The 20301-nt window shown below is 66.7% G+C and carries 17 protein-coding genes; 11 read left to right on the top strand and 6 right to left on the bottom strand.

Annotation, left to right across the window (positions count from 1 at the left end; translation table 11 throughout):
• The first annotated feature begins 63 nt into the window (after positions 1–63).
• Positions 64–2052 carry a penicillin-binding protein 2 gene (mrdA, locus tag C4F17_RS29420; protein ID WP_106937998.1) on the top strand — a complete coding sequence of 663 codons (1989 nt, stop codon included), beginning with the start codon at positions 64–66 and terminating at the stop codon, positions 2050–2052.
• A 94-nt stretch (positions 2053–2146) separates the two neighbouring features.
• Here mrdA and C4F17_RS29415 read toward each other — a convergent pair whose 3' ends face one another.
• The 6 genes from C4F17_RS29415 to C4F17_RS29390 form a co-directional block, all read right to left on the bottom strand.
• Entirely contained in the window at positions 2147–3364 is a 1218-nt protein-coding gene (locus C4F17_RS29415; protein ID WP_106937997.1) for an acetate/propionate family kinase, read from the bottom strand.
• A 78-nt stretch (positions 3365–3442) separates the two neighbouring features.
• A complete protein-coding gene (locus C4F17_RS29410) occupies positions 3443–5824 on the bottom strand; it encodes a DNA polymerase II (protein ID WP_106937996.1) in 2382 nt (793 codons plus the stop codon).
• 132 nt (positions 5825–5956) lie between these two features.
• On the bottom strand, positions 5957–7087 hold the full coding sequence (locus C4F17_RS29405; protein ID WP_106937995.1) for a 2-aminoethylphosphonate--pyruvate transaminase: 1131 nt from the start codon (positions 7085–7087) through the stop codon (positions 5957–5959).
• Positions 7088–7139: 52 nt separating this feature from the next.
• Positions 7140–8894, bottom strand: coding sequence for a putative 2-aminoethylphosphonate ABC transporter permease subunit (locus C4F17_RS29400; RefSeq protein WP_106937994.1), 1755 nt, complete (start codon positions 8892–8894; stop codon positions 7140–7142).
• Positions 8891–10033, bottom strand: coding sequence for a putative 2-aminoethylphosphonate ABC transporter ATP-binding protein (locus tag C4F17_RS29395; protein WP_106937993.1), 1143 nt, complete (start codon positions 10031–10033; stop codon positions 8891–8893). The genes C4F17_RS29400 and C4F17_RS29395 overlap by 4 nt, the downstream gene beginning before the upstream one ends.
• Positions 10034–10160: 127 nt before the next feature.
• Positions 10161–11201 (bottom strand): putative 2-aminoethylphosphonate ABC transporter substrate-binding protein, encoded by a 1041-nt coding sequence (locus C4F17_RS29390; RefSeq protein WP_106937992.1) that lies wholly within the window; start codon positions 11199–11201, stop codon positions 10161–10163.
• Between the two features lie 160 nt (positions 11202–11361).
• On the opposite strand from C4F17_RS29390, the gene C4F17_RS29385 reads away from it, so the two are divergent.
• From C4F17_RS29385 to C4F17_RS29340, 10 genes are all read left to right on the top strand, one after another.
• Positions 11362–12090 (top strand): phosphonate utilization associated transcriptional regulator, encoded by a 729-nt coding sequence (locus C4F17_RS29385; RefSeq protein WP_106937991.1) that lies wholly within the window; start codon positions 11362–11364, stop codon positions 12088–12090.
• A gap of 1 nt (position 12091) precedes the next feature.
• Positions 12092–13318, top strand: coding sequence for a phosphonoacetate hydrolase (gene phnA / locus C4F17_RS29380; protein WP_106937990.1), 1227 nt, complete (start codon positions 12092–12094; stop codon positions 13316–13318).
• Between the two features lie 14 nt (positions 13319–13332).
• Positions 13333–14781, top strand: a complete 1449-nt coding sequence (phnY, locus tag C4F17_RS29375; RefSeq protein ID WP_106937989.1) for a phosphonoacetaldehyde dehydrogenase — start codon at positions 13333–13335, stop codon at positions 14779–14781.
• A gap of 6 nt (positions 14782–14787) precedes the next feature.
• Positions 14788–15354, top strand: coding sequence for a phosphonate degradation HD-domain oxygenase (locus C4F17_RS29370; RefSeq protein WP_106937988.1), 567 nt, complete (start codon positions 14788–14790; stop codon positions 15352–15354).
• Entirely contained in the window at positions 15351–15800 is a 450-nt protein-coding gene (locus C4F17_RS29365; RefSeq protein ID WP_106937987.1) for a GNAT family N-acetyltransferase, read from the top strand. The genes C4F17_RS29370 and C4F17_RS29365 overlap by 4 nt, the downstream gene beginning before the upstream one ends.
• Before the next feature lie 32 nt (positions 15801–15832).
• Positions 15833–17206: an FAD-dependent oxidoreductase gene (locus C4F17_RS29360; protein WP_234383181.1), complete on the top strand. Its 1374-nt coding sequence runs from the start codon at positions 15833–15835 to the stop codon at positions 17204–17206.
• 116 nt (positions 17207–17322) lie between these two features.
• Complete coding sequence (locus C4F17_RS29355) at positions 17323–17787, top strand: hypothetical protein (protein WP_106937986.1); 465 nt, start codon at positions 17323–17325, stop codon at positions 17785–17787.
• A gap of 54 nt (positions 17788–17841) precedes the next feature.
• Positions 17842–18867, top strand: a complete 1026-nt coding sequence (locus C4F17_RS29350) for a phosphotransferase enzyme family protein (protein WP_106937985.1) — start codon at positions 17842–17844, stop codon at positions 18865–18867.
• Positions 18868–18893: 26 nt separating this feature from the next.
• Positions 18894–19775 (top strand): DMT family transporter, encoded by an 882-nt coding sequence (locus tag C4F17_RS29345; RefSeq protein WP_106937984.1) that lies wholly within the window; start codon positions 18894–18896, stop codon positions 19773–19775.
• A gap of 39 nt (positions 19776–19814) precedes the next feature.
• A complete protein-coding gene (locus C4F17_RS29340; protein WP_106937983.1) occupies positions 19815–20288 on the top strand; it encodes a VOC family protein in 474 nt (157 codons plus the stop codon).
• Positions 20289–20301: the final 13 nt, after the last annotated feature.

Below are 20301 nucleotides of genomic sequence, written 5' to 3'. Positions count from 1 at the left end.
TCGACCTGCATAAGCGGAACCTCCAGAAGACCCGGGCCTCTTACCCAGTTTTTCTCTTCCCAGATGAATGAAATCCGCAATGCCGCCGCCGAGCTTTCCCGTTTTCGCCGCCGTGTGGTGGTGGTCGGCTGTGTGGTGCTGTTCGGTTTCGGATTGATCGGCGCGCGCCTGGCTTTCCTGCAGGTCGTGCGCCACGAAGAACTGGCCGACCGGGCGGAAAGCAACCGCACCGCCGTCGTGCCGGTGGTGCCCAACCGGGGTCAGATCCTCGATCGCAATGGCGTCGTGCTGGCTTCGAACCATGCGGCCTACACCCTGGAAATCACGCCCTCCAAAGTGGGGGACCTCGGCTCGGCCCTGGATGAGTTGGAGGCCATCGTCGAGATCACGCCGAGCGACCGGCGCCGCTTCAAGCGCCTGCGCGAAGACGCGCGCAGCTTCGACTCCATCCCCATCCGCACCCGCCTGAGCGACGAGGAAGTCGCGCGCTTCGCGGCCCAGCGCTACCGCTTCCCGGGCGTCGAGATCAAGGCGCGTCTGTTTCGCACCTACCCGCATGGCGAGGTGGCATCGCACGTCATCGGCTACATCGGCCGCATCAACCAGCGCGAGAAGACCGCCATGGAGGACTGGGACGACGAAGAGCAGGCCAACTACAGGGGCACCGACTACATCGGCAAGCTCGGCATCGAGCAGAGCTACGAGAAAACACTGCACGGCCAGACCGGCGTCGAGCAGATGGAAACCTCCGCCGGCGGGCACGCGGTGCGCCGTTTGGCCCGCCATCCCGCCACGCCGGGCAACACCGTGATGCTGTCGCTGGACATCAAGCTGCAGAAACTGGTGGAGGACATGTACGGCGAGCGCCGCGGCGCGCTGGTGGCCATCGACCCCAACACGGGCGAGATCCTCGCCTTCGTGAGCAAGCCCACCTTCGACCCCAATCTCTTCGTCGAGGGCATCGACCACGAAAGCTGGACCGCGCTCATCGAGTCCATCGACAAGCCGCTGCTCAACCGTGCCCTGCGCGGCACCTACCCGCCGGGCTCCACCTACAAGCCCTTCATGGCACTGGCAGCGCTGGAGACCGGCACGCGTGCCGCGGACAAGGTCGAAAACGACCCCGGCTCCTACAGCTTCGGCGGGCGCACCTTCCTCAGTCATCGGGGCGGGCTGGGCGGGGTGGACATGCACCGCGCCATCCAGTTTTCGAGCAACACCTATTTCTACTCGCTGGCCAACGAAATGGGCGTCGACCTGATCCACGAGTTCATGGCGCCACTGGGCTTCGGGCAGTTCACCGGCATCGACCTGCTTGGCGAGTCACGTGGCGTGCTGCCGAGCAAGGCGTGGAAGCGTGCCGCTTATCGGCGCCCCGACATGAAGACCTGGCACGCCGGCGAAACCATCTCGCTGGGCATCGGACAGGGCTACAACAGCTTCACGATGCTGCAGCTCGCATCCGCCAACGCCACGCTGGCAAACGGTGGCATGCACTATCGGCCGCACCTGGTGCGCGCCATCAAGGACACCGTCACCGAAGAGGTGGTGGAGCAGGTGCAGCCCCAGGCCCGAGATCTGGGCTACGCGCAAAAGCACGTCGAAGTGGTGCGCAACGCCATGGTGGCCGTCACGAAGGGCGGCACGGGTACCCGCGTGTTCGCCGGGGCCGCCTACACCTCGGCCGGCAAGACGGGCACGGCGCAGGCGGTCGGCCTCGGGCCGAAGGCGCGCGCCAGCGGCAAGGCGCTCGAAGAGCGACAACGCGATCACGCGCTCTACATGGCCTTTGCGCCGGCGGAGGCGCCGACCATTGCGGTGGCGGCCATCGTCGAGAACGCAGGCTTCGGTGCGGCCCACGCCGCACCCATCGTGCGCCGGGTGTTCGACTACTGGATTTCCGGGCAATACCCGAACGAGGCCGACATGGCCGCGGTCCGGATCGGGAAGGCCGCGGCGCCGATCGGCAAGCCTCTGTCGGCGAGCGAGATGCAGGCTCTCGAGGATCTGGCGGAGGCGGAAGAAGGCGGCGAGGAACCCTCGGCGCTCTGAGACCGCCCAGGGCGTCTTCACACGCCAGCGAGCGGACACCGATCCCCTGGTGGCGCATTGTGGAGGCCGATCCGCGCGAGGCTCGCGGAGCCGATCATTCCGGCGTTTCGCCCTTCGGCGGGCAGTCTGCGAACACGCGGGCGGCGGTCAGCCTCGCGACCATCCACTCCTCGTTCGTCCGAATGACACGCACGGTGACGCGGCTGCGGGCAACGGAAATCACGTCGGCATTGGCGGCGTTGCGCGACGCATCGAGGCGCACGCCGAGAAACTCGAGCCCCTCGCAGATGCGCGCCCGAACCGCCGCGCAGTTCTCGCCGATGCCGCCTGAGAACACCAGCGTGTCGAGCCCGCCCAGCGCGGCCGCGTAGGCGCCGACCCACTTCTTCGCTTGGTAGCAGAACAAGGCCACCGCATCCGCGGCCCTGGCATCGACCGCTTCGCGCGCAAGCAGGTCGCGAATGTCGGAGCTGGTCCCCGAGACGCCGAGCAGCCCCGATGCATCCTTGGTCATGGCGTCGAACTGCACGGGCGTCATGTGCTCGGTTCTTTCAAGATAGAGCGCCAGACCGGGATCGATGTCGCCGGAGCGCGTGCCCATGGGCATGCCGCTGGCGGGCGTGAAACCCATGCTGGTGTCGATGCCCGTGCCGTCCTTCACCGCCGCCAGACTGGCCCCGCTGCCCAAGTGCGCGAGAACCACCCGCCCCTTCGCGGCAGCCGGACCGGCAGCGCGCGCCAGCGCCAGCATCAGATAGGCGTACGACAAGCCATGAAAACCGTAGCGGCGCACGCCCTTCTCGCCCAGGCGCCGGGGAATGGCCAGCATCCTGGCCACGAGCGGCATGTGGCTGTGGAAGGCCGTGTCGAAGCAAGCAACGTGCGGCAGTGACGGCACGTGCTTTCGAACGGCCTCGATCAACTCGATCTCGTCCGGCAGGTGGTCGGGGTCGACCCACTGGATGCGGCGCAGGTCATCCAGCAGGTCGGGCGTGACGAGTTCGGGGTCGGTGTGGCCCATGCCGTGCACCAGGCGGTAGCCGACGGCGGCGAGCGTGTCGAAAACCTTGCGCGCGCTCAGCCAGTCGAGCACGGCCTTGGTGGCCGAGCTGTAGTCCCTGACAGCCCTGAGCGCAACTTCGTGCGCCACGCCGTCCGCCCCCGCGAAGCGCAGGGTGGAGCCGCCCACGCCGATGCGGTCCAGCTTGCCCTGAAGCTGGCACGCCGGCCTCCCGCCCATCCGGTACACACCGAACCGGATGCTGGAGGAGCCGCCGTTCAAGGCCAGGATGAGAGGGCGCGCGGGCTTCATGAGTGGCCGCAGTTTCTGGTCCCTGGCAAAAGTCCGTCTGTGCGGTAGCGAACATTCGCGACCACATGCACCTAGTCGTCAGAACAAGCCCTGCTGCAGGCTCGTCAGGGCCGCGAAGCTGTCGCCCAACGGCTGCAGGATGGCGTCGGCAATCGGCTGGAGCTGCTTGCTCAGGTAGTGCTCGTAGTCGATGCGGGAATGGCGCGTTTCCAGCGGCTCCGGCCCGTTGCGGGTCATGACATAGCGGATCCAGCCGCCGTTCTGATACTGCCTGGGCCTTCCGATGCGGGCGTTGTATTCGTCCGCTGTGCGAGCGGCGCGAACCTGCGGCGGCACGTTGACCTGATAGGCGTCGAGGCGATGGCGCAGGCGCTTCCTGTAGATGAGCAGGTCGTCCTTCTCGCCGGCGAGCATCGACTGCGCATAGGCGGTCACGAACGCCTTGTAGGGCTCGCCCTGGAAGATGCGCGACAGCAGGCCCTCCTGGAACTGGCGCGCCAGCGGCGTCCAGTCGCTGCGGGCCATCTCCAGCCCGCGGTAGACCATTTCCTCCTTGCCGTCGGCGTCCACGGCGAGGCCGGCATAACGCTTCTTGCTGCCCACCTCCGAGCCGCGAATGGTGGGCATGAAGAACTTCCGGTAGTGGGTGTCGAATTCGATTTCGAGGAAGTTCTCCAGCCCCTGCCCCTCGCGAAGCGTGCGCGTCCACCAGTCGTTGATGTCGCGCGCCAGGCCCGCCGCGACCGCATGCGCTTCCTCGTTGCTGTGGGTGCGCCTGAGCCAGATGAAGATGGAATCGGTGTCGCCGTAGATGGCCTCGTAGCCCCGGCGCTCCACGAAGTCGCGCGTGAGCTTCATCATCTCGTGGCCGCGCAGGGTGACGGCGGAAACGAGCTTGGGATTGAAGAAGCGGCAGTCGGCCGCGCCGAGCACACCGGCGAAGGAGTTCATGAGCAGCTTCAGCGCCTGGGACAGCGGCTCGTTCCTCGCGCGCTTGGCCTCGTCGCGCGCACGCCAGAGCGTGGTCACGATTTCCGGCAGGCAGTGCCTCTCACGCGAGAAGGCGGTTCCCTGCGGACCCTTGACGACCATCGCCGGGTCGCCGGCATTGGCGCCTTCCACGAGCCCCACCGGATCGACCAGGAAGGTCCGGATGATCGAGGGGTAGAGGCTCTTGTAGTCCAGGACCACGACGGAGTCGTAGAACCCGGGCTTGGAGTCCATCACGTAGCCACCGGGGAAAGCCTTGCTCGGGATCTCGCCCAAGTTCGGTGCCACATAGCCCAGGCGATGCATCCTTGGAAGGTAATGGTGGCTGAACGCGGCAATGGAGCCGCCGAAGTGATCGGCCTGCAGGCCCGTGGTGTGCGCCCGCTCCATCACGAACTGCAGCAGCTTCGCCTTGTCGAAGATGCGCAGCACCAGCTCGCAGTCCCGGATGTTGTAGCGCGCGAGCGCGGGCTTGTCTTGCTGATAGCGCCGCTCGATCTCCGCCATCTTGTCGTATTCGTCGCCGATGGCCTTGCCCTCCCCCAGCATCGCCTGCGAGACGCTCTCGAGGCTGAAGGACGGAAAGCTCCACATCGCCGCCTTCAGCGCGTCGATGCCATCGATGATCACCCGCCCGGGCGTGGGCGCGAACAGGTAGCCCTGCTTGCCCGGATGGGTGCGCCAGTCGATGGGCCGACGCTCCCGCCCCAGCAGGAGCTGCGTCCCGCAGTCGTTGGCGGTCTTCTGGAGCACCCGCAGGTCGAACTGAATGACGTTCCAGCCGATCACGACGTCCGGGTCGTTGCGCTCGAGCCATTCATTGAACTTCTCCAGCATGGCCTTGCGGGTCGGGCAATAGACAAGCGCGAAGTTCATGGGCTCACCCGACGGCTGCTGCTGCGGCGGCGGCTCGCCCAGCATGAAGACCACGCGCTCCTGCGTGCCGTCCAGCGCGATGGAATAGAGCGCCTCGTCCTGGCTCGTCTCGATGTCCAGCGACACCATCTTCAGCATCGGCCGGAATTCAGGCGCGGGCTTGAGCCTGCCGTCGTAAATGGTGGCGCGGTCTGCCCGGCCCTCCTCCACCAGGACGCCGGCGGTGATGAACCGCTCCATCAGGTAGCGGTCGTGCGGGCGCACGTCGGCTTCGAACACCCGCACGCCCTGCGCCTGCAGGGCGCGCGCCATGCGGCCCAACTGGCGGAAGTGCTTCGCATAGACGCCGAATACGGGGTTCCGATCGAAGGTCTTCAGCTCCAGTTCACGCAGCTGCAGTCCCGGCAAGGCCGCAAGCTGCGCTTCCACCGCGGCCCTGTGCCGCGTCTCGACGAACGCGACCGAGGTCTGGGAGGTCAGGACCACTTTCCTCGGTCCTGCATCCGTTGCCAGCCAGTACTCGATCTCCGTGCCGCCCGGGGTGTCTCGCCAGTGGCGGGTGAGGATGAAGCCCGTGAGTCCGGTGGACGCCACGGGGGTCAGGGGTATCGGGTGAGTCGGGTGGATCGGAACGGCAGGCTTGGGCACGCCCGATTCTCCCCGGTCCCGGCCCGCCGCGCGAAGCGGTCGTGCAACGCGTCGCCGCGCTGCGCGGCGTCTGCTCGCTCACGCCGCCACCACGCCCTCGCCTTGCCGGATGCCCATCGCCTTGAGCGTCTGCCCGATCGCTTCCACCGCACCCGGAATGCCCGCTTCGCCGAAGTGGCCCATGCAGCCGACGCGGAAGGTCTCGACCTGGGTCAGCTTGCCCGGGTAGAGGATGTAGCCGCGCTTCTTCACCTCCTGGTAGAAGGTCTTGAAGTCGTAGTTCGCGTCGTCGGGCGCATGGAACGTGACGATGATCGGCGCCTGGATCGATTGATCGAGAAAACTGCGCAGCCCGAGCGCGGCCAGGCCGTCGACCAGCGCCTTGCAATTTCGCGCGTAGCGCCCGCCCCGGGCCGCGAGGCCGCCCTCCTCGATGTACTGCGCGATCGCTTCGTCGAGCGCGGCGACCACGTGCGTGGGCGGCGTGAAGCGCCACTGCGTGGTCTTCTCCATGTACACCCACTGGTCGTACAGGTCCATGCTCAGCGAGTGGCAGTTGCCTTCGCACTTCTCGAGCGTGCTGCGCCTGACGACCACGAAGCCCATGCCCGGAACACCTTCCAGGCACTTGCCGGAGGCCGCGATCACCGCATCGAAAGGCGTCTTGCGCGCATCGATCTCGATGGCACCGAAGGAGCTCATGGCGTCGATGATCAGGCCGCACCCGTGCCTGGCCGCCATGAGCGCGATTTCATGCAGCGGATTGAGCACGCCGGCCCCTGTCTCGCAGTGCACCACCGCCACGTGCGTGATGCTCGGGTCGGCGGCAAGGGCGCGCTCCACGTCGTCGGGCTGCACCTGCCGGTCCTCGGTGTAGTCGATGGTCGTGACCTTGCGCCCGAGCACCCGGCAGATCCGGGCAAGGCGCTGGCAGTAGGCGCCGTTGCTCGGAACCAGCACATGCCCATCGCGCGGCACCAGCGTGCCGACGGCCGCCTCGACCGAGAAGGTGCCGCTGCCCTGCATCGGAACGCATTCGTGCGTGCCCTTGCCGTGCACGATGTCGAGCACTCGCTCGCGGATGCGCGCGGTGATCTTGTTGAAGTCGCTGTCCCACGATCCCCAGTCGCGCAGCATGGCGTTGCGGGTGCGGTCCGAGGTGGTGAGCGGGCCCGGCGTGAGAAGGATGGGGCTGGTGATCGAACTCATCGTGATATCTCCGTACAGGTAAAGAGCGGGAAGGTCGAGGGGGAACGCGATCTCAGGTGCGCCCCAGCAGGCGCCAGGCCTGCGTGCGCGTCAGCAGCACGCGCGTGAGCAGCGAATAAACGATGCACACGACGACGGAGGTGACGACGATCAGGCTGGCCAGGGCGGCCGCGGGGCCGATGTCCCCCGCGTCGTCCATGTGCATGATCGCGACCGAAGCCAGGATGGTGTCGGGCGTGTAGAGGAAGATGGCGCAAGACAGGCTCGCCATCGACACCACGAAGAAGTAGCGCCCGATGTCCAGGATCGCGGGCAGGCACACCGGCACCGTCACGCGGAAGAAGGTCTTGATGAACGGGACCTTGAGCGAGGCCGACACGGCCTCGAATTCGTTGTCGATCTGCTTGAGCGCGGTAACGGCCGTGAGATGGCTCGAGGTGTAGTAGTGCACGATCATCGAGACGACCAGGATCGTCATCGTCTGATAGAGAAAGCCCAGCGGGTTGGCCGGATGGTTGAAGAACATCACATAGCCCAGGCCGAGCACCAGCCCCGGCACCGCCATCGACAGCACCGCCATCATGTGCATCGTGGGCCGCATCATTCCCAGATTGCGCGTCTTCTCGATCAGATAGGCCCCCACGAAAACGATGAAGGAACCGGCCACGGCCGTGACCGCGGCGACGGCGAGGCTGTTGGTGTAGGCGGCCGCCATGTCGCTTTCGAGCAGCGCGAAGCGATAGTGCTTCAGCGTGAAAGAAAGGTCGTAGGGCCAGAGCGTGATCAGGGAGGTGTAGACCGCCATGCCGATGATCGCCAGCAACAGCGCGCATACCGTCGCGCAGAACATGAGCAGCAGCGTGTCGGCCACCTTGCGCGGTTTCGGGCTGTAGGGCACCGAGCGGGCAGTGAGCTGTGCCTTGAGCTTGCGGCGCACCACGTAGTCGATCACGAAGGAGACGATTGAAGGCACCAGCAGCAGCATCCCGACCACCGCGCCGATCGAGAAGTTGTGCTGACCCACCACCTGCTTGAACACGTCGACCGACAGCACGTTGAAATTGCCGCCGATCACCTTGGGCGCGCCAAAGTCGCTCACCACGTAGGTAAAGACCACCGTCGACGCGCTGATCAGGCCGTACTTGCAGGAAGGCAGCGTGATCGTCATGAACTGGCGCATCGGCCTGGTGCGCAGCGCCTTGGCCGCCTCGTACAGCCGACCGTCGGTGAGCGACATGGCGGTCACGAGGATCATCAGCGCGTGCGGAAAGGTGTTGTAGACCTCGGACAGGATGATGCCGGGCGCCCCGTAGATCGAGACGCCGCCGAGCAGGAACTTGAGCGCGCCCTGATTGCCGAACCACTGCACGAACGAGATGGCCGACAGCAGCGACGGCGCCAGCAGCGGGATGAGCGCGATCAGCCGGAAAACGGCCTTGAGCCCGGCCGGCATGCAACTGCGCGTGAGCGCGTAGGCAAATACGAAGGCCGCGGGCACCGAGATCGCGACGACCGCGGCCGCGACCCACACCGAGTTCCAGACCGCGCGCAGCAGGCTGGGCGTCTGGAAGTAGGTGATGAAATGCGCGAGGCCGACGAAGCGGCCGTCCTTGTCCTGCACCGCGTGCGCCAGGATGGTCACCAGCGGCGCGACCAGGAACACGAACAGCATGGCCATCACCGCAAGCAGCACGCCGCGCGCGATGATCTCGTCACGGCTCCAGCGCATGCCGGTGCGACGGTAGGCTGCGGGCGGTGTCATGGCGGGCGCGCCGGGCGCGGGTGGAGTGTGCGCCAGCGTGTTCATGCGACCGTCCGGGCGGCCGGTGCCGCGAAGGCGCGGATGCGGTTGGCCCGCAGCGCGATCTCGATGGTGTTGCCCTCGCGGATGTCGAGGTCGTGCAGCTGGTTGAGCGAGAAGTGCAGCCCCAGCGTCTGGCCGTGCAGCGCCTGCGCCGTGACTTCCGCGATGCACAGGCCGCCCAGGAACTCGACCTTGCTCACCAGCACGCTCATGCGGTTGGCGGTGTCTTCTCGCAGGTTCTCCGCCATGCGGTCTTCGGGCCTCAGATAGAGGTTGACCGCGTCGCCCGGCGCGAAGGCACCGTCGCAGGCATCGCACTGCAGCTCCAGGTCGCCGACCTTGAAGCGCTGCTGGCCCAGCGCCACCGCGCGCAGCACGTTGACCTTGCCCACGAAGTCGGCCACGAAGGGCGTGGCCGGCTGCTCGTAGATTTCCATCGGCGTGCCGACCTGCTCGATCACGCCGTGGTTCATGACCACGATGCGGTCGGCCATCGAGAGCGCCTCTTCCTGGTCGTGCGTGACCATGATGGTGGTGATGCCCACCTGCTTCTGCAGCCGGCGGATCTCGCCACGCAGGCGGATGCGCTCCAGCGCGTCGAGCGCCGACAGCGGCTCGTCCAGCAGCAGCAGACCCGGCCGCGTGGCCAGCGCGCGCGCCAGGGCCACGCGCTGCTGCTGGCCGCCCGAGAGCTGGCTGGGGTACTTGTGCGCGGAGGTCGGCAGGCCGACCAGCGTGAGCAATTCACTGACGCGCGCCTTGATCTGTGCTCTGCGCGCGCGCGAATTGACCAGCCCGTAGCCCACGTTGTCGGCGATAGTGAGGTTGGGAAAGAGGGCGTAAGACTGGAACACGATGCCGTAGTCGCGCCGCTCGGTCGGCAGCCACGAGACGTCTTTGCCGTTCTGCAGGATCTGCCCCGAGGTCTGCGTCTCCAGCCCCGCGATGATCCGCAGCAGCGTGGTCTTGCCGCAGCCCGAGGGCCCGAGAAAGCACAGCATCTCGCCCGGGTTCACGCGCAGGTGGATGTCGCGCAGCGCGCTGAAGGACTCGAAGTCCTTGCGAACGCCCGCGATCTCCAGCGCGGCGCAAGCGCCCGCGGGCACCGGGCTGGCAATGAACTTGGTATCGGTCATATCCATTTTTCGCACTCGTCGTTGGCGTACGCCGCAGGGATGGGCGCCGCGGGTTGTGAGAAGGGCTGCGGGTGTCGCCCCGGCAGGGGGCGGTTGACGCGACAGAAGATGCGCGCAGCCCCGGGGGCGGGCCCTATTTCGGTTCGGCCTTGCCTTCGTAGCGCTTGCTCCACTCCGCGAGGATTCGCTCGCGGTTCTTGGCCGCCCAGTTCAGGTCGTTCCTGGCCAGCAGCTTCTCGTAGTTGTCGGGAATGCCTTCGAGCTTCGATGCCACACCGGGGTAGGCCACCACCGCCCACCATGTGGAGGTGATCTGGTTGGCCTCCTTGCTGGCCATCCAGTCGGCGAAGCGCTTGGCCTGGTCCATCTTCTTGCTCGTCTTCATGATGCTGGTGGCCTCGATGTCCCAGCCCAGGCCTTCCTTCGGGAAGATCAGGTCCACGGGCGCACCGGACTTCTTGACCTGGTGCGCACGGAATTCGAACGAGATGCCGATGGGAAACTCACCCGCGCCCGCCTGTTTGCAGGGCTTGGAGCCCGAGTGCACGTACTGGGCGATGTTCTGGTGCAGCGCGTCCATGTACTTCCAGCCCTCGGCATCGCCCATGTTCTGCAGCCAGGAGGACACGTCGAGGTAGCCGGTGCCGCTGGAGGCGGGGTGGGGCATGGTGATGGCGCCCTTGTAGACGGGCTTGGCCAGGTCCTGCCAGCTCTCGGGCTTGGGCAGGCCCAGCTTCTTGGCCTCCACGCGGTTGAAGCAGATGGTGGCGGCCCACACGTCCATGCCGACCCAGGACGGCGGGCGGGCGCTGTCCGAGTACGCGGGATTGAGCGCATTGAAGCCCTTGGGCTCATAGGCCTGGAGCATGCCCTCCTGGGCCAGCAGCGCGAGGCTGCTGGCGGCCAGGCCGGCGACCACGTCGGCCTGCGGGTTGGCCTTTTCGGCCAGCAGCTTGGCAGTGACGATGCCGGTGGAATCGCGCACCCATTTCACCTCGATGTCGGGATTGGCTTTTTCGAAGGCGTCCTTGTAGAGCTTCATCGCGTCGGTTTCGAGCGCCGTGTAGACCAGGAGCGAGGTCTTTTGCGCCCATGCGGCGCCGCTGGCCGCAAGGCCTAGCGCCGCCGCACACAGAACCGCCGTGAGACGGCGCGTGCTTTGTTTCATCGTCATCTGTTTCTCCTGAGGGCTTGCTGTCACTGGAAGAGGTGAGTGAGTGGCGGGCTCCGGCAAGGGCTGTACCAAGCGCCGGTGGGCAAAATGTAGATTGGTGATTGAAGACTGTCAATAAAAAATTGTTGACAGTTTTCAATCCATCGGGAAAATACGCCCCATGGTCACCAGCAATCACTCCGCCGCCCTCGCCTTCCTCCAGTCCAGCTCGCTGCCGATGCTGATGCAGGAGGAGATCGAGCGTTTGATCATGACGGGCGAGCTCCCCGTCGGCAGCCGCATCAACGAAAGCGAGCTCTCGCAGCGCTTCAATACCAGCCGCGGCCCCATCCGCGAAGCGCTGCGCGCGCTGGAAGAAGCCGGCCTGGTGCGCAACGAAAAGAACCGCGGCGTCTTCGTGCGCGAGATCGCATTCGAGGAAGCCGACGAAATCTATGAATTGCGCGAGGCCCTGGAAGAAGTCATCGGCCGGCGCGTGGCGCTCGCCATCAAGCCCGATGGCATCGAGCGCCTGCGCGCCATGCTCGACGCGATGCGATCGGCCGCCCATGCACAGGACGTGGAGCAGTACGCGCAACTCAACCTGCAGTTCCACGAGATCCTGCTCGACACCGCGGGCAGCAAGAAGCTGACCGAAACCTACAAGCGCCTGGTCAAGGAACTCCACCTTTTCAGAATGCGCGCGCTCGACAGCGGCGGCGGCCTGCGGGTCTCGGCCGACGAGCATCGCGCCATCGTCGACGCCATTGCCAGCGGCAACCCCGACGTCGCCGGACAGGCGCTGCGCCAGCACGTCGCCGGCAGCCGCGCACGCATGCACAAGGCCTTCGGCCGCGCCGATCCCGCTCCCATTGCAGCCCCGAACAACCCACCCCAAAAGGAAGTCTGAAATGACACAGGAGACACTCGAAGTCAACGCCCGCAGCTACCGCTGGATGTCGCGCCCGGTCGTCGTGGTGTGCGTGGACGGCTGCGAGCCGGCGTACCTGGACGCAGCCATCGCCGCAGGCGTGGCCCCGTATTTCGACCGCATGAGGAAGTCCGGTGCCGACCTGCTGGCCGACTGCGTGGTGCCCTCGTTCACCAACCCGAACAACCTGTCCATCGTGACCGGCGCGCCGCCGGCGGTGCACGGCATCTGCGGCAACTACTTCTTCGACCGCGAACTCGGCCAGGAAGTCATGATGAATGACCCCAAGTACCTGCGCGCGGGCACCGTGCTCGCCGCCTTTGCCGACGCAGGCGCCAAGGTCGCCGTGGTCACCGCCAAGGATAAGCTGCGCAAGCTCCTGGGCCACCGCATGAAGGGCATCTGCTTTTCCTCCGAGAAGTCCGACCAGGTCACGATGGAGGAGAACGGCATCGACAACGTGCTCGACATGGTCGGCATGCCCGTGCCCTCGGTCTACAGCGCCGAACTGTCGGAGTTCGTGTTCGCCGCCGGCGTGAAGCTGATGGCGTCGCGTCGCCCCGACCTGATGTACCTCTCGACCACCGACTACGTGCAGCACAAGGCCGCACCGGGCAGCCCGGCGGCCAATGCCTTCTACGCCATGATGGACGGCTACCTGTCGCAGCTCGACGCCCTGGGCGCCACCATCGTCGTCACCGCCGACCACGGCATGAACGACAAGCACGACGCGCAAGGCGCGCCCAAGGTCATCTACCTGCAGGACGTGCTCGACGGCTGGTACGGCCAGGACGAGGCAAGGGTCATCCTGCCGATCACCGACCCGTACGTGGTGCACCACGGTGCCCTCGGCTCCTTCGCCACCGTGTATGTGCCCGCGCAGGCAAGCGTGCCAGGCTGGATCGAGCGCATCAAGGGCATTCCCGGCATGGAGCTGGTGCTCTCGCGCAAGGAAGCCGCCGAGCGATTCGAGCTGCCGCCGGACCGCATCGGCGACATCGTGGTCGTCAGCGAGCAGAGCACGGTCATCGGCACCTCGGCCAGCCGGCACGACCTGTCGGCCCTCGAAGTGCCGCTGCGCTCGCACGGCGGCGTCTCGGAGCAGCGCGTGCCGCTCATCTGCAACCGACCGGTCACCGGGATCGCCGCCGGGCGCCGACTGCGCAACTTCGACGCGCTCGACCTCGCCTTGAACCACGCTCAGTAACTGCGGAGAACCTCATGAGCCAAGCCATGCTGAAGCCAGGCACCGTCCACAAGGAAGCGCTGCGCATCGCCGGGGAAAAGGTCTATCGCGATTGCACGATCGAAGTCACCTACCCCTACACCGGCGAAGTGATCGCCACCGTGCCCAAGGCCTCGCTCGAGGACCTGCGGGTGGCCTACAAGATCGCGCGCGACTACAAGCCCACCCTCACGCGCTACGAGCGCTACAAGATCCTGATGCGCGCGGGGGAGATCATCGCCTCGCGCCTGGATGAGATCTCGCGCGTCATCACCATGGAGTCAGGCCTGTGCCGCAAGGACTCGCTGTACGAGGTGGGACGTGCCTCCGATGTGCTGCTGTTCGCGGCCAACCAGGCCCTGGTGGACGACGGCCAGGTGTTCTCCTGCGACCTCACACACCACGGCAAGAGCCGCAAGGTCTACACGCTGCGTGAGCCGCTGCAGGGCGCGATCACCGCCATCACGCCGTTCAACCATCCGTTGAACCAGGTGATCCACAAGGTGGCGCCGTCCGTCGCTACCAACAACCGCATGGTGCTCAAGCCCAGCGAGAAGACCCCGCTCACCGCCTTCATCCTGGCCGACATCCTGTACGAGGCGGGACTGCCGCCGCAGATGCTGTCGGTGATCACCGGCGACCCGCGCGAGATCGCCGACGAGATGCTCACGAGCGCCGACGTCGACCTCGTCACCTTCACCGGCGGCGTGGCCATCGGCAAGTACATCGCGGGCAAGGCGGTCTACAAGCGGCAGATCCTGGAGCTGGGCGGCAACGATCCGATCATCGTGATGGAAGACGCCGACATCGAGGAGGCCGCGACGCTGGCGGCCAGCGGCTCCTACAAGAATTCGGGCCAGCGCTGCACCGCCATCAAGCGCATGCTGGTGCATGAGGCGGTGGCCGACCGGTTCGTCGAACTGCTGGTGGCCAAGACCAGGGCCCTGAAGTACGGCGACCCGATGGATCCGGCCACCGACATGGGCACGGTGATCGACGAGGCGGCAGCGATCCAGTTCGAGTCGGTGGTCAACGAGGCCATCAAGGCGGGGGCGAGGCTGCTGTGCGGCAACGAGCGCCGCGGCGCGCTCTACTCGCCCACGGTGCTCGACCATGTGGACCCGCAGATGACGGTGGCCAAGCACGAGACCTTCGGGCCGGTGTCGCCGGTGATCCGGTTCAAGAACATCGAGGAGGCGATCCGCATCTCCAACGGCACGGCCTACGGCCTGTCCTCGGCGGTGTGCACCAACCGCATGGACTACATCACGCGCTTCATCCGCGAGCTGAACGTGGGCAGCGTCAATGTGCGCGAGGTGCCGGGCTACCGGCTGGAGCTCACACCCTTCGGCGGCATCAAGGACTCGGGCCTGGGCTACAAGGAAGGCGTCCTCGAGGCCATGAAAAGCTTCACCAACTGCAAGACCTATTCGCTGCCCTGGTAGACCACGATGAGCCTGAGCATTCCCGACATCGTCGGCCTGTTCGAAAGCAAGGGCGGCGCGCAGTACGACGGCGAGCCGGTCACGCAACTGGAGCATGCGCTGCAGTCGGCGCACCTGGCTGAGCAGGCGGGCGCCGGCAGCGAGCTGATCGCTGCCTCGCTGCTGCATGACCTGGGGCATCTGCTGCACGACTTCGGCGGCACGCCGACGCAGCAGGGACTGGACGACCTGCACCAGTACCGCTGCCTGCCATTTCTTCGCGCGTTGTTCGGCCCGGCCACGCTGGAGCCGATCCGCCTGCATGTGGATGCCAAGCGCTTCCTCTGCGCCAGGGAGCCCGGCTACCTCGAAGCGCTGTCGCCCGATTCGAAACGCAGCCTGCAGTTGCAGGGCGGCGTGTTCGACTCGGCGCAAGCCAGCGCTTTCGAGGCCCTGCCGCATGCAATGGATGCGGTCCGCCTCCGGCGCTGGGACGACCAGGCCAAGTGCGCCGATGCGAGGACACCAGACCTGGCGTACTACGCGGGTCACCTGGCGATCGCGTCCAAACACGTTGCCGCGGCACAGGCATGAGCGCGGCGCCAACGGTCGCCCTGACCAGGCGCCGGGCCACGACGCAGGACATTCCCTTTTTGCTCGCGCTGCGGCAGCAGACGATGAACGGCCACGTCATTGCTTCCGGTGCCGAGGTCAGCGACGCGCATCACATGGCGCGGCTGATGCATCGCTTCGAGTACGCCGAGGTCCTGCTGCACGAGGGGATGCCGGTCGGCCTGCTCAAGGTGTCGCGCGATCCGCATGAGTGGGTCGTCATCCAGATCCAGCTGGCGCCCGTCTGCCAGGGTGGCGGCATCGGCACCGGGCTGCTGGCGGAGGTCGTCGACCAGGCCTCAAGCGCCGGCGTCGACCTCACGCTCAGCGTGCTGAAGGTGAATCCCGCGAAGTCGCTCTACGAGCGCTTCGGGTTCGTCGTCGAGCGCGAGTCCGAGTTTTCCTACGAAATGCGGCGCAAGCCCTGACAACCTGCGAGGCCGACATGCGCCCCTTCTGAATCGAACAGGCCCTTTTCAACGACGGTGATCTCGCCCCCGCGCTGCAGGGCATGCAGCGCGCCGACGTGTGCATCGTCGGCGGCGGCTTCACGGGCCTGTGGACCGCCATCCAGGCAAAGCAGCGCAACCCCGCACTGGACATCGCGATCGTCGAGAGCGACCTCTGCGGCTCGGGCGCCAGCGGCCGCAACGGTGGCTGCCTGCTCACCTGGTCGGCCAAGTTCTTCACGCTGCGCCTGCTGTTCGGCGAAGCCGAGGCGATCCGCCTCGTGAGGGCCTCGGAAGCCGCGGTGCAGCACATCGCGGACTTCTGCCGCGCACAGGGCATCGATGCCGAGTTGCGGCAGGACGGCACGCTCTACACCGCCACCTCGCAGGCCCAGGTCGGCGCGCTCGACCCGGTGATGAAGGGGCTGGAGGACTGCGGCATCCACTCCTACCACCACCTGCCGCCGGAAGAGGTGGCGCGCCGCTCGGGCTCCGCACGCAACCTCGCCGGCGTGTTCTCGCCCATCGCGGCGACCGTGCATCCGGGAAAGCTGGTGCGCGGGCTGCGCCGCGTGGCGCTGCGCATGGGCATCCGCATCTACGAGCGCAGCCCGATGGTCGACTTCACGCAGGGCCATCCGGTCACGGTGCGCACACCTGCCGGCAGCATCGAAGCGCCGAAGCTGGTGCTCGCGATGAATGCCTGGATGGCCAGTGCCCTGCCCTGCTTCGAACGCAGCATCGCCATCGTCTCGAGCGACATGGTCATCACCGAGAAATGCCCCGACCTGCTTCGCGCGACCGGCCTCGTCGACGGTGTGTCGGTGCTCGACTCGCGCACCTTCGTCTACTACTACCGCACCACCGTCGATGGGCGGCTGATGCTGGGCAAGGGCGGCAACACCTTCGCCTGGGGCGGGCGCATCGCGCCGGTGTTCGACCAGCGCTCGCCTTACGAGGCCGACCTGACGCGCGCGCTGGGCGACTTCTTTCCCTCGCTGCGCCAGGTGCCCGTGACCGCCAGCTGGAACGGCCCCTCGGACCGTTCGGTGACCGGCTTTCCTTTCTTCGGCAGGCTCAATGGCACGCCGCACATCTACTACGGCTTCGGCTATTCAGGCAACGGCGTAGGGCCCACCTACATGGGCGGGCAGATCCTGTCGTCGCTGCTGCTGGACGAGGACAACGCCTGGACGCGGAGCCCGCTGTTGCGGGGACCGCTCGGGCTGTTTCCGCCGGAGCCGATCCGCTACATCGGCTCCATCGTCGTGCGCGACGCGATCCGCCGCAAGGAAGCGGCGGAAGACCGGGACGCCCGTCCGCGGATGGGCGACCGCCTGCTCAGCAAGTTCGCCAATGCGGCGGGCAAGTCGGACAAAGCCTGAGCCAACTGCGGCACTTCGGCGCGATGCCCGTGGACGGCCGCAGCCCCCGGTTGTGGCGTACGCTTCCGGTGCAGTCAGGCAGACGCACTTCGCGCCCTCAACTCCGGAACAACAGCATGCAATCCCACCAGCTCGAAATCTTCGCGGACTACTTTCAGTTCTACCTGCAGGACGAGACGGCGCAGGGCGATCTGTCGGATGCCTGGGATGACCCGGCCGTGGAGCGCATGCTCGCCACCTCATCGGGCATGGTCGGCCTTGGCACCGTCCGCAACATGCGTGTGCCGGTGACGCTCGAGTTCCTGGACGCGGAGCCTGCGGGTGACCTCGCCCCGTTCGATCATGTGGCCGAAGGTTCGCTGGTGATGGAGACCGGCCCATTGGTCGTGGCGGGCTGCACGGACTATCTTCCGGACGCGGCCCGGTTCGACATCGAGCCCGGCACCTACCGGGTGAGGCTGTCGTGTTCAGGCCTGAATTCCCTGTCGGAGGATGGGCTGCAGGGGCAGGACCGCTATCTGGTGCAGCTGTGGCAGGCGCCTCCGACCGACCCGCGCGTGCTCAAGCAGCATGCCGGCTAGCGCCTCGTCCGGATCCGCCGCCCGGGCGAGCGTGCCCTTGGCGGAAAATGGCTCATGCACGATGCCTGCCCCCACGACCCCGCTCTCGTTCCTACTCACACGACCGCGGCCCCATCGTCCGTCGCACACTGGGTCTCGCACCACCACGGCATCCCGGTGCAGCAGTGCCACCTGATTCGCCGCGGCCTGAATGACAACTACGCGCTGCTTTCGGCGGACGGCATCCGTTACGTGGCGCGCCTGTACTCGATCCGCCCGCGCGGCGGCTTCAATGCGCATTTCGAAATTGCGCTGCTGGCACACCTGCAGTCCAAAGGGGTCGAGGTTGCCGCAGCCGTGCCGGCGGCGGACGGGCGCGCCTGCGTACCGCTGCAGTTCCCCGAAGGACCGCGTGCGCTGGCCCTGTTCCGGAATGCCGAAGGCGCGATCCCCGAGACGCTGGAAGAAATCGAGCTGACCGGGTGCATGCTGGCCCGCATCCACGGGGCGGCACGCGACTACGCCGGGCCACCCAGCCGCTACACGCTGGACGGCCACCACCTGGCCGGGCGGACCCTGGGCTACCTGCAGGTGTATCCGGAGATCGGCGCGCAGCTGCTGCAGGCTTACCGCCTCCTGGTGCAGCGCCTGCTTGAAGAACTGGCCGAGGTCGAGCCCGGGCTGACGCGCGTCGTCTGCCACGGCGACACGCACGGCTTCAACAACCATGTGAACACCGACGCGGACGGCATCCGCAGGACGGTGTTCTTCGATTTCGACGATGCCGGCCCGGGCTTCCTGGCCTACGACCTGTGCGTGCTGCCCTGGTCGTATCTGTTTCGCAAGAACCTCAAGGCACCGGACGACGTGCTGCGCGAGCGCTGGATGCACTACCTGCGCGGATACCGCGCGGGCGGCGGCGAAGTCAGCGACCGCGACCTGGCGGCATTGCCGCTGTTTATGCAGCTTCGCCACCTGTGGAACCTTGGCGAGGCGGCCGGGCGGCTCAACCACTGGGGAACGAACTCGGTGCCCGTGGATTGGCTGCAAAAGCAAATGGAGGTGTTCGAGGCGTGGAAAGGGCTGGACCTGCGGGTCTGACACCGCTGCCGCACGACAACCCGACCATGTACCCGACCGGAACCCTGCGCGGCATCGCCGCGATGCTGCTGGCTTGCGCCTTCTTTGCCTGCATGGACGCGCTGCTGAAGAACCTCGCCGGCCACTACCCGCCAGTGCAGGTGATGGCGCTGCGCGGTCTCACGGCCCTGCCCCTGGTGTGCCTGTACATCGCGTGGCGGCGCGAGGCGGCCGGCGTCTTCAACCGCCGGCTGCGTTGGCGCCTGCACCTGCTGCGCACCGTGCTGAACATGGCGATGCTCGTGCTCTTCGTCCACGGGCTGAAGACGCTGGGCCTGGCCGAGGCCTACACGCTCACCTTCATCGCTCCGCTGCTGATGGTGCTCATCGCCGTGCCGATGCTGGGCGAGTCGGTGCAGCCGCGGCACTGGACCGCCATCGGGCTGGGCTTCGTCGGTGTCGTGATCGCGCTGCGCCCCGAGCAGGGCGCGTTTCTCTCGACGGGCGCCCTGGCGGTGCTGGTGGCCGCCGTCTGCTATGCGCTGTCGAACATGCTGGGCCGGCTCGTTAGCCGTACCGAGTCGAGCGCCGCGCTGGTCTTCTGGGCCACGGCAGGCATGACCGTGGGCGGCAGCCTTTTGTCCGCACCGCAATGGGTGCCCATCCAGGCCGGGCACGCGTGGGTGCTGGCGGGTCTGGCCATCAGCGGCTTCCTGGGCCAGCTGGCCATCGCCGAGGCCTTCCGCCACGGCCAGGCCGCCGCCATCGCGCCCTTCGAATACAGCGCCCTCGCCTGGGGGTTGATGCTGGACTGGCTGTTCTGGCAGGCCGCGCCCGACGCATGGACGCTGGGCGGCGGCGCATTGATCATTGCGAGCGGCTTGTGGCTGGCGCGCAGCGAGGCAGCAAAGCGGCCGGCCCGGAGCTGATCTGCTGCTCGGCCTGATATCAACGAGGAGCCGAAGGACATGTCAATTAAGCGAATGGACAACATCCTGATCGTCGTCGACGATCTCGAAGCGGTGAAGGCGTTCTTTGTCGAACTGGGACTCGAATTCGAGGGCCAGACAACGGTCGAAGGGCCCGCTGTCGGGAGCCTCATAGGGCTCGGAGACGTCCGAGCCACGCTCGCGATGCTGCGGACGCCGGACGGCCAGCGCATCGAGCTGGACAAGTTCCACACGCCAGCCGCGGTCAGGTTCGGGCCGGTGGACGCACCGGTGAACGCGCTGGGTCTGCGCCGCATCATGTTTGCCGTCGATGACCTCGACGGTGTCGTTGCGCGGATGCAAGCCCAAGGCGCGGGACTCATCGGCCGGATGCAGTACGAGGAGTCGTACCGGCTCGCCTATGTTCGCGGGCCCGAGGGCATCATCGTCGGGCTCGCAGAACAGCTCGGCCAGGAGCCTGCTTCAGCGGACCAGCCTTCACCGAAACGCTGAATACCGTAGCCGC

It is taken from the genome of Variovorax sp. PMC12 (genome assembly GCF_003019815.1).
In the GTDB taxonomy this organism is placed as follows: domain Bacteria; phylum Pseudomonadota; class Gammaproteobacteria; order Burkholderiales; family Burkholderiaceae_C; genus Variovorax.
This window is presented reverse-complemented; position numbering and strand designations above follow the sequence as displayed.